The organism is Isoptericola sp. NPDC056573 (genome assembly GCF_042793335.1).
In the GTDB taxonomy this organism is placed as follows: Bacteria; Actinomycetota; Actinomycetes; order Actinomycetales; family Cellulomonadaceae; genus Isoptericola.
On record NZ_JBHTUY010000024.1, the window covers coordinates 1 to 9,292 of the forward strand.

Below are 9,292 nucleotides of genomic sequence, written 5' to 3' on the forward strand. Positions count from 1 at the left end.
CCACATTTCTGTGCTAATTAACATGTCACCCGGGAACTGTCAATAATAAAAAATCCCGCCGGATATTTTTCCAGCGGGTTGTGTCTCGGGCGTGACTCTATTGTTACAGATAGAATAGAAGTCTTCCGCGGCTCCTATTCTACTTAATTTTAACAAATGTTAGTATATATTGTAAATTATTTCACCCTTAACCGTTGACCGACATAAATCTTATTCGCATCCGGGATACGATTAACTGTGGTCAATGTCTTAACGGACACACCGAATTTCTTACCAATTTTCGTCAGGTTGTCGCCCGCCTTTACGGTGTAGAATGTACCGCCGGATGGTGCGGCTCCTGATACCTTCAGGACTTGACCAACACGAATCATATTAACATCTTTAATACCGTTCACTTTCGCCAACTCCTTCACTGACGTATTATATTTCTTTGCAATTGCTGTCAATGTGTCACCCGCCTTAACGGTATATGTCGAGCCGGACGACTTGGCAGGTTTCGCCTTCACTGCGGCTTTGTTCCCGACCTTATCGTATTTCGTCAGCCCGTGGGCTTCGATTGTGGCGATAAGCTTCTTCGCATAGTTCGGGTCTGTCGCATATCCACCCTTTTGGATGGCGGCACAAGCTTGTACATAGTTCGTTTCCCCGACAACAGCCTTATAACGGTCAAGACGGTTATAGAGGTTCACAAGGTCTATGATAGAATCGCGAACAGACTTATACGCCCGGAACCCTGCTTTGATTGTTTTATCGACCCCGTTTAAAACCTCCCACGTGCCCATATGAACGGTTCCAGCGTTCCCGATACCTTTTATACCAAACAGGTTATTTGCACGCGTAGCAAGCCCGGATTTGCCCCAATTTGACTCATGTATGGCTTGTGCTGTGATAACTGAAGGTAAAACTCGACTTACACCGTATAATTTTTGTGCTTCACTTGCAACATTCTCCATGAAACTCATTCTTTTACACTCTCCCTCATTTGTTGTCTCATTTCATTTATTTGTTCGTCTGAAGCGGATTCAATCCATAGTTTTCTATCCTTCTGAAATTGCGCCCGCCAATATCCCGGCGGCTGTACGGTTGTCGCATTATCCGGTACGGAATCAGCCGGAACAATTTCAGGATAGTCGAAGATGAAATCCGAATCATATACGAATACTTGTATCATTTCCATTGCTCCAACCCTCCTAGTAAGGCACTGCCGCGTCTAATGACCAACTGGACACGGCGGACTGATTGTTTCCTGAAAAGCCGACAAACGCCAGTTTACCGTCAGTGTTGATATAAAATTTTGTGAAGCCTGTCGTTCCGTATGCTGTTGCCATGACCGCCTTTTTGTCTGACGGTGAATATGACGCGGGCAATTGTGCAAAGTCAACGCCGAGGTCACACGCCACGTCACCTTTTAGCATGAGGATGTTTCCCCAGCGGGTATACTGCGGTGTTCTTCCTGACGCCTTTGCTCCATTCAATAACGGAAGGTTATACCATGTGAGCGCCATAAAATCATTTTGTGTAAACAGCTGTCGCCAACCCCTGAATACATTGTCAGTGTGTATAACACCAATCCATGACGTATTATCATAGGAACGTGTCAGAACCAATTTCCGCAGACCGTTTGGCGCTGGTAGAATGTCGAGATAGTACCAAGAAGCGTCACCCGGTAACGGTAGTTGATTCCATCCTGTCCCATAATAAAAACCGGGTGGTGCGGTGAATATGCTGTCAGCTGAAGCCAACCGTTTCCGCATTCCTTCAGCATCCGTTAATGCATATTTCTGTGAGAAGTTTTGAACCCCGATAACATCCTGAAGCGATAGATTCGTTGTCTGTAAATCCTTTTGCAGCTGTGTCGCATCCGTAGCAGCTTGATTCCATTTCAAACGTTCAGAATCCGAGACGTGAGGTTTAGCATTTGCGATATGGTTCTTCAGGTTTGTTTCTGATGTCGTCACCCTGTCACTCATACCGTCCCACTTGGTACGGTCTTCAGACGATACGTGTTTGGTCGTGTCCTTTACATGAGCGTCCAAGACTCGGCCGAATGAATCAACGTCAGCCTTCATACTTTGAATTTGTTGGTCAGTTGCACCAGTTGACCCACCGTCCGCGGTATCCTCTAACGCTTGGACTTTTTGCTGAAGCGTCAGAATATCGTTCTTTATCTCATCTGACACGTCCATATGGTCAACGGTGTCCTGAAGCTTTGCCATCTTGTCTTTTAAATCTGAAATACTTGTTTTGACGCCTGTATCATCATAGGGCGGCGTCCGCCTTGACCCGAGTTCAATCAATTAGGACACCTCCACGATTGTGACGACTGTCTCAGTATCAGCGACTAGGTACACGTCAGGGCTTTGGCTATGAACCTTAAATGTTAGCGGGCTGTCGTTAGACGTGAGCGGCGCACCTGTAGTCGTCTCGACACCCTGCTTACCCCAATAAATGACACCCGAGTTAGGCGGGTAGATCGTCAACTCTCGGCGGTTTGTCAGTTTGCTAGAACCTGACTTTGCCATTACAGGCGTGACGCCTACACTCACCCCACCAACCCTAAAGTCATTCATTCCGGCTTCCCGAGTTGGTACAGGTTGTGTCGCCGGGATAGAAGACCCGCCGAGTGTGACAGGCTTATCTATCTCAACACTCCCAATATGCTTGTCGCCTGCCGCAAGCGGCGGTAACGCTGATATATCTACGGTTCCTGTCATCTGCCCAAGCTGAACGGTGTCAATGGACTGTGGTATAGATGACGCTGTAAATTTCTCAATCCAAGATTCGACCCGGACTTTTTCGGGCTGCACGATCGCGGCGTCAAGGTAGATTGTGTGATAGCCGAGCGGTCGCGCCAAAAGCTTTGTTGACCCCGGCGCTACGGCTAAAAGATAATTGTTAGGCGACACGCTCGGGCGCTCGTGTACGTACACGATCTGACTTGTGTTATTTGTTATGGCTGAATGGTTCGGCTTTGTGTCGTCAAAATAAACCGTTGTAATGTCGCCCGGTAGCATGGTGACGGTCTGTTCACGCCATGTACTCTTTTTATGGTCATCCCCCGGCTGTTTGACTAGTTCCGGCATTCTTGTTCACTCCTTTTGCTATTGTAGCGGCTTTCTTGATGTGGTTTGACGCGCTGCGTCCTTTCTTAATGGCTTTGGCTCCCTTAGAAACAGATTTGACAGCACGACCACCCGGAACAAAATCCATTGCGGTGGATGCTGTACCTTTCGCAACGTCTCCGACTGCTGGGAAGGCTTTCATAAAGAACACGATTGCAATGATAGCAAGCCCGAGAATAAGAGACCATCTGAACACGCCGAACATGATATTTGATAAATATGATTTGTCGTCAGTGCCTGAAGATGAAGAATCCCCACCTGTCGCCCCGGCTCCTGACGTTCCTTTGAATGTAATGTCCTTATCATCGTACTGGTGAAGGTTGTTACTGCTGATAATGCCGAGAAGCTTATTTACATAGTTAGGGTCTGTTGCATACCCTCCAGCTTTGATTCCCTTCGCATAGTCCTCAACGCTTTTTGCGTTCTTCAGCTTTGACGCATAACGCGGCTTGGATAATAGTTCCGCGTGGGCGCGTATGGAATCTTGATAGCTGTTGTACTTTGCAAAGCCATCCTTCACGTGATAGGTCTTACCGTTATATACTTCGGTCGTACCCATCGTGGCACTTCCTGCTGTACCTCTTCCCTTTATTCCAAATAGGTTCTTAGAGTAGTAGGCAAGCCCGGACAATCCGCCCGGGTTTGAACCGCCTGATTCTAACATGATTTGACCCAGTATGATGGATGCAGGGATGCCAGTTTCTTTCTGTATGGCTTGCGCGTCTTTGATAAACGGCTTTATATTTACGCCCATACTTCCACCTACTTTGTCAGGATTTTGATTTTCTGACCCGGTTTAATTTTGTTCGGGTCTTTGAGTTTGTTAAACTTGGCTGTTTCCATATACGCGGCTTTTGTACCACCCTTACCATATTTCTGCGTCAATTCTGACAACGTGTCACCTTTTTTCACCGTCACCGTTTTGTATTTTGGTGTAGACGGTTTTTTCGCTGGCGATGGCTTTTTAGCCGGGGTTGACGGTTTTTTAGCAGGTGTTGTCGTTTTGGCAGGTGTTGACGGTTTCGCGTTCTTCAGCTTTTCCAGTTCTTTATGAAGCTGGTCATTTTCTGTTTCCAAGTTGCTGTATTTCTTCGCTTGATCGGCAAGCTGTTTTGAAATGCTGTCCTTTACTTGGTCAACATACGTTTTGTTTTCCTTGCCAATATCGGTAATGGTGTCGATTACATCTGACTTAAATGATTCTTGGTTCTGCCCCAATTCATTTGCAAAGTTGTTTAAGGCTGTATCAACGCTACCTTCAATGAGAGATTGATTGTTTTGTAGCTGTGCCTGAACCAAGCTTGAATTCATAGGATTGCCATCCAAGTAATCACCCTCTAATGCTTCAGAAGTCACGTACTGTTCTTCCTCAGCAGGACGCCCACGCGTCACAAGGGAGACTAATAGAAAGACCCCAATTGCAACCGACCCGATAATGACAATATTCTTTTTGTTTAATTGGAATTTCTTTTTACCCGGGGAATGACCCCCGGATTCATGACCGACTTGTTCAAATTCCGCCATACCAATATAAGCCTCCTATCGGATCACCGAAATAATGATTCTTAGGGAAGTTTTCTTCATCTACCTGATTTCCGTTTAGATCGACTGTCGCTTTCTCAATACTCATGTTTGTTACTTTGTCGATCAATGCTTCTTTCGGAACCATCGGGTAAATGAAGTTGGCATGTGTTGGGCGTAATTCTTCAGCGTCTCCAATACCTAGCTGCGCGTCAGGTAGCTCCACTGGACGTGAAAGCTCCTGAAGCGCATGAACCCGGTTTTGAAGGTGATAGCCTTCCATCATGCCGCCTTACCTCCCTTGTAATACTTTGATGCCTGAAATTGAATTGCTCGCGATTGTGCTGATAATGGAAGTCGTAGACTTGGCATTTTTCAGGAACAGATAAATACCAATGAGAATCCCGATACCCGCAATCACGTCAAAAAACTTGTTAACCATCCACAAGACCTCCCATGATTTGTTTTACCTTGTCAACGTTCAGGACTGCCATACTTGCGAGAACAAGTACCAAGAACGTGTACGTTATTTTTTCATTTGTGAACATACCCAGCAGGATAACGAAAAAGAGAAAGGTGATAATAAACCGCATAGACTTTGTAAACTCTTGCATAGAATCACCCCTTTACTTCAAGCCAAAACCGCGTTTAAGACCGTTCCAAAACCCATCTATGAAACTGTCTTTAGCGGCTTTTTTGACTTTCTTTTTCTGCTCCGGCTTCATCTTTTGATACTTTTTATACGTGTCGTATCCTGTCGCTTTTTCAACTGCCTTTTTCGCTGTCTTTCCGGCTTCGTCGACGGTTTCTTTTGTAGATTCCCAACCATCTTTTACAACGTCCATCGGTGTAGAAATGTCAGGCGTCATTTTCTGTGCCATCTTTGACAGGTGTTTGCCGCCATAAAAGTCATCAAGAATAATCCATATGGCTGTGAGCGCCAGCGTGAAAAACAAAAGACCTTTTTCCATGTGTTATCCCTTCTTTTTGCGGCGGATAAAGAAGAACCAAAACACGATGATAATAACGGTGAGAACAAGAATTTTAGTCATTGCTTGACGCACCCCCGATTTTTGAAATAACCATTTTCAGATCGGTTAGAATTTCCCGTGTCTGTTCGTTATCCTTTGATTGTTTGAACATGAACCACGCGAGCATTACGCCCATGGCTCCGTTATTTAATAGGATTGAATAGATTTGCTCCACAAGTCACACCCCCTACACCCTTGCCGAGAATAGGAATACGACAAGGAACACAATGCCGAACCCCAGCAAGATTTGTTTTGATGTAATAGGGTCTTGCTTTACGTCATGCTCTTTTGCTGTGTCCTCATCATCGACAAGAGACATTTGATCTTCAGCTTCGGGAACTGTAGACGTTCGGGTACTCATAAACCCCATGTTTGGATATAAGTCTGCGGCATGGTAGAACATTTCACCTAGACCCATTTGTGATGGTGCGTTCATATAAATCCTCCTTCGTAGTAGTCAAATAAGAAAAGGAGGGAAAAGCCCTCCCGCGTGTATTAATGCAAGCGTGAAAGCTTTTCAGCAACGATTTTCACGCGCCCGCCTTTTTGAGTATTGAAGCGAATCCAAAACTCTGTAAGACGTTCGGTGTCAATATAGTCACGAGAGCCGCCGAGGTTTGGCAAGCCTTGGTTAGAGAAGTCAAACACATAAACCCCATCCGGTAAGACATAACCCAAGTCCGAATGATTTCGGGCTGCAAGTGCTGACGGCTTAATGCTGTAAGGGATGTCGGCTTGGTTAAATACCAATTCCAAGTTGCCCGCAAAGTCGCTGTCCTTCAGCGGGTTGCCTGACTCATCCGTAAAGTAAAACATGAGTTTACGGTAGATCGTCCCTGTCTGAAGCTTCACGATATTTTGACCGTTCCCGGTGAACTGTTCGCCTTTTTCGTTTACAAGCTTCAGGACAGAAATATCCGGCATAGCTTGTGGTACAGAAGGGACGGAGAACGTTTCAATTGTCGGCGTGATTTTCAATTGCTTCAGTGTAACGGTGTCTCCAGTAGCCAACTGATACGCGTCTTGCGCGCGTGCTGTATCAATCTGAAGGGAAACGGTTGTCTCCTCGTTTTGTAGCAAGATAAGACCGACCGGGTCACGTTGGTTTAAAGTTAATGGCAGCGCGACTTGGAATTTAATACGCGCGTCTTTACCTGACGTGCTCGCGGCTGTTTCAATGTAAGATAACGCCCGCGGACTTGATGCAGGTAATAGAACGTCTGGATTCAATCGGTTTAAGCTGTATAGGTGAAGGGCTTCGCCTGACACAACAAAAGGACGGAATCCACTGTTTAATTCCAGTGCAATATTTCTGATAATCTGGTATGGTGAAAATGGTTTAGTTGGAATTGCCGCGTTCTGCGATTTGAGAGAGACAGTCGCGTCAAATTCAACTAAAATTTGTGATAGCAGGCGTACTTTCGGTAGGTTGAATGATACCGTTTGTGCGTCCTCTGTCACTGTCTGTGTACCCATCATCTGCCATGTTTGGCGGGTAGCCTGCGAGAATAGTTGAGCCTTTGCCTGTGCTGATAGTTGCTGTTGAGTTGCCATAAATTAAAATTCCTCCTTAGACTTCTGCCGCGATTGTAGATACAACCGGGATATGATATTTTGCTGAAGCTTTCTTAATAATCCACATGAAAACCATCGTGATAAATACAGTAATGAACGTATGAACTAACCATTTAACCTTCATGCTTTTTTCCTCCTTATACTGCGTTTACTAATTGCGTCACACCGTTAACCGGATGCTTCGTGACAATAACCTTTGTTACGACAATGACCATCATTGTGAATAGCGCAATGACAATCATGTTCTTCAGCCCGACACCTGCAAATTTTCGTGTCTCCAAGTCATCACCTCCTTTAAAGCTTCAATTTTGCTAGTACCGGGTTTTGCATACCCACTTTCCAATACCAAAAATTGTGCCCGCCGGGTTGCTCCATAAATTGCGGCATCCCTGTTGCTTTCACAATCTTTTTACGGTCATCCGGGTTTTGCATGGTGAAAATGAAATAGTGTGAACTGTTGGCCATAGCAATGACCGGAATGTCTGTTGGGCGCTGGGTACAAGCCCAAACGACTGCTTCTTTCGAACGCCCGCGCGTGTATAAGGCTTTCAATTCTTTCGGGTAGTTATGGGCGCTTGGCGCGACTTCCATTAATTCGTCTATCCATAGAATCGTATTTTCACGCTTGTACACCCAGCTCATGAGCGCGTTGTAATATTCCGGCTCTAATTCTTCAGCGACCGGGCAATAGATAATTTTCGGCGTCTCGACCTCGGACACGTCTTCCAATCGGTGAACCACAGTAAAGTCCTTACCTTCCTGCAAGCCATGCCACAATTCCTGCCGTTTCTTGCGGCGCTCGTGTACTTCGCCTTTCGTATCAAGCTTTACCACATGGTCTTTCCCAGCGAGATATACCTCAGCGACAACCGATTTACCTGTACCGGTTTGACCACAGATAAAAACGTGTTCGTCATCGCCAATTGTCATTCGCATGTTTTCCACTTCCTTTCGTGCTGTAAGCTTTCACAACACGCTTCACGCCTTTACCTCTTTTCATAGCAGCCATGATGGACGGTTTCGGGATTTTGTCGTAAGGGATTTTCTCCACAACTAAAAATTCCTCGCCCTGTTCGATAATGTCCAAGTGTTCAAACCAATAACGGCTGTATTCATGCATGGGGATGTTGTAATAGAAGTCACCTTGCTTCAGCGTCACCATACCGGACATAGTCGATCATCCCCTCTAAATGGTTGAGGAATTTTAAGACATCAATATCCTCCGAAAGGGATGAGTTGATGTAAGGAGCCGCCAAATTGCTTACTAGTGGGTTCCCCAGATCGTTCAGCAGGCTTTTGATTAGTTCTTTCAGGCGCGCTTTCATTTCCTCGTTGTTCTGTTGGTTGTTTTGGTAGTTCTCGTTTTGGCAAGACATTTTTCTGTACCTCTTTCTTTTTAGGTTGTTTGGATTTCCACATAATGAATTTAGGTATAAAGATCGTAAAGCACGCAATGAGTAACGCTATATGGTCTGCATACTCACTGGCGACACCCGCCACGCCTTCAGACTTCGCCATGATGTTTGCGAGTGGCGTACATATCTGTTCGGCTTCATCGGCGGTTAATGCAAAGTCTTCCATCCCAGGTCGTGCTGCCACGATCGCGCTTGTCGTCAGTAACAGCATTTTCAGCTGGGATGAATCAACATTGCCCGCCGTCTTTTTCTTGGCTGCGCTTTTCTTTTTCGTGCCAGTACCAGGAGGGCGACCGCGTTTCTTTTTCGGCTGTTCCTCCTGGTCACTTCCCGGCACATCTACCATAACCACCCGAGGAGCGTTTTCGCTTTGCTTGGTGCTGGCTGTTCCTCTTCCTCCGGTTCCTCCACTTTTGGCGGTTCCGGTACTGGAATTTCCTGTGCTTGTCCCTGCGGCTGTTCCTTTGTTCCCATCAGGTTTTGGATGTCCTGTAGCAGATTCTTTGCCCATTTTGGCGCGTCCTCCTGTTCCTCTTTTTTCGGTGTTTCTTCAGCAGACGATTTTTCTTCTTTTTCTTCTAGTTCTTTTGGCATAGAAAATAAATCCTCCTTTTGTCCTATTTCTGTT

12 protein-coding genes are annotated in these 9,292 nt (G+C 45.8%); all 12 read right to left on the minus strand.

The genetic code is table 11. The features are described from left to right. Nucleotides 1-176: 176 nt before the first annotated feature. Nucleotides 177-953, minus strand: coding sequence for a glucosaminidase domain-containing protein (locus ACFQ8E_RS21690; RefSeq protein WP_376642730.1), 777 nt, complete (start codon nucleotides 951-953; stop codon nucleotides 177-179). Nucleotides 954-1,190: 237 nt separating this feature from the next. Then, nucleotides 1,191-2,297 carry a hypothetical protein gene (locus tag ACFQ8E_RS21695; RefSeq protein ID WP_376642734.1) on the minus strand — a complete coding sequence of 369 codons (1,107 nt, stop codon included), beginning with the start codon at nucleotides 2,295-2,297 and terminating at the stop codon, nucleotides 1,191-1,193. Between the two features lie 754 nt (nucleotides 2,298-3,051). After that, a complete protein-coding gene (locus ACFQ8E_RS21700) occupies nucleotides 3,052-3,876 on the minus strand; it encodes a glycoside hydrolase family 73 protein (protein ID WP_376642737.1) in 825 nt (274 codons plus the stop codon). Nucleotides 3,877-3,884: 8 nt separating this feature from the next. Further along, a complete protein-coding gene (locus ACFQ8E_RS21705; RefSeq protein ID WP_376642739.1) occupies nucleotides 3,885-4,646 on the minus strand; it encodes a LysM peptidoglycan-binding domain-containing protein in 762 nt (253 codons plus the stop codon). Further along, nucleotides 4,633-4,926, minus strand: coding sequence for a hypothetical protein (locus ACFQ8E_RS21710; protein WP_376959259.1), 294 nt, complete (start codon nucleotides 4,924-4,926; stop codon nucleotides 4,633-4,635). The genes ACFQ8E_RS21705 and ACFQ8E_RS21710 overlap by 14 nt, the downstream gene beginning before the upstream one ends. 343 nt (nucleotides 4,927-5,269) lie before the next feature. Next, a complete protein-coding gene (locus ACFQ8E_RS21715; RefSeq protein ID WP_376642741.1) occupies nucleotides 5,270-5,614 on the minus strand; it encodes a hypothetical protein in 345 nt (114 codons plus the stop codon). Between the two features lie 247 nt (nucleotides 5,615-5,861). After that, nucleotides 5,862-6,110 carry a hypothetical protein gene (locus tag ACFQ8E_RS21720; protein WP_080467411.1) on the minus strand — a complete coding sequence of 83 codons (249 nt, stop codon included), beginning with the start codon at nucleotides 6,108-6,110 and terminating at the stop codon, nucleotides 5,862-5,864. Between the two features lie 59 nt (nucleotides 6,111-6,169). Next, nucleotides 6,170-7,228, minus strand: coding sequence for a hypothetical protein (locus tag ACFQ8E_RS21725; RefSeq protein WP_376642743.1), 1,059 nt, complete (start codon nucleotides 7,226-7,228; stop codon nucleotides 6,170-6,172). Between the two features lie 315 nt (nucleotides 7,229-7,543). Then, nucleotides 7,544-8,185, minus strand: coding sequence for a hypothetical protein (locus ACFQ8E_RS21730; protein ID WP_376642745.1), 642 nt, complete (start codon nucleotides 8,183-8,185; stop codon nucleotides 7,544-7,546). Next, entirely contained in the window at nucleotides 8,163-8,411 is a 249-nt protein-coding gene (locus tag ACFQ8E_RS21735) for a hypothetical protein (protein WP_376642747.1), read from the minus strand. The genes ACFQ8E_RS21730 and ACFQ8E_RS21735 overlap by 23 nt, the downstream gene beginning before the upstream one ends. Nucleotides 8,412-8,461: 50 nt before the next feature. After that, nucleotides 8,462-9,016, minus strand: coding sequence for a hypothetical protein (locus ACFQ8E_RS21740; RefSeq protein WP_376642749.1), 555 nt, complete (start codon nucleotides 9,014-9,016; stop codon nucleotides 8,462-8,464). Next, on the minus strand, nucleotides 9,004-9,292 hold a 289-nt coding region (locus ACFQ8E_RS21745), incomplete at its 5' end, for a hypothetical protein (RefSeq protein ID WP_430552641.1). The genes ACFQ8E_RS21745 and ACFQ8E_RS21740, both read right to left, overlap by 13 nt.

Excerpts from the sequence above, each read along its gene's own strand:
- ACFQ8E_RS21715 (WP_376642741.1), bottom strand. The coding sequence starts at position 5,614 with ATGGAAAAAGGTCTTTTGTTTTTCACGCTGGCGCTCACAGCCATATGG.
- ACFQ8E_RS21735 (WP_376642747.1), bottom strand. The coding sequence starts at position 8,411 with ATGGTGACGCTGAAGCAAGGTGACTTCTATTACAACATCCCCATGCAT.
- ACFQ8E_RS21700 (WP_376642737.1), bottom strand. The coding sequence starts at position 3,876 with ATGGGCGTAAATATAAAGCCGTTTATCAAAGACGCGCAAGCCATACAG.
- ACFQ8E_RS21690 (WP_376642730.1), bottom strand. The coding sequence starts at position 953 with ATGGAGAATGTTGCAAGTGAAGCACAAAAATTATACGGTGTAAGTCGA.
- ACFQ8E_RS21705 (WP_376642739.1), bottom strand. The coding sequence starts at position 4,646 with ATGGCGGAATTTGAACAAGTCGGTCATGAATCCGGGGGTCATTCCCCG.
- ACFQ8E_RS21730 (WP_376642745.1), bottom strand. The coding sequence starts at position 8,185 with ATGCGAATGACAATTGGCGATGACGAACACGTTTTTATCTGTGGTCAA.
- ACFQ8E_RS21720 (WP_080467411.1), bottom strand. The coding sequence starts at position 6,110 with ATGAACGCACCATCACAAATGGGTCTAGGTGAAATGTTCTACCATGCC.
- ACFQ8E_RS21725 (WP_376642743.1), bottom strand. The coding sequence starts at position 7,228 with ATGGCAACTCAACAGCAACTATCAGCACAGGCAAAGGCTCAACTATTC.
- ACFQ8E_RS21710 (WP_376959259.1), bottom strand. The coding sequence starts at position 4,926 with ATGGAAGGCTATCACCTTCAAAACCGGGTTCATGCGCTTCAGGAGCTT.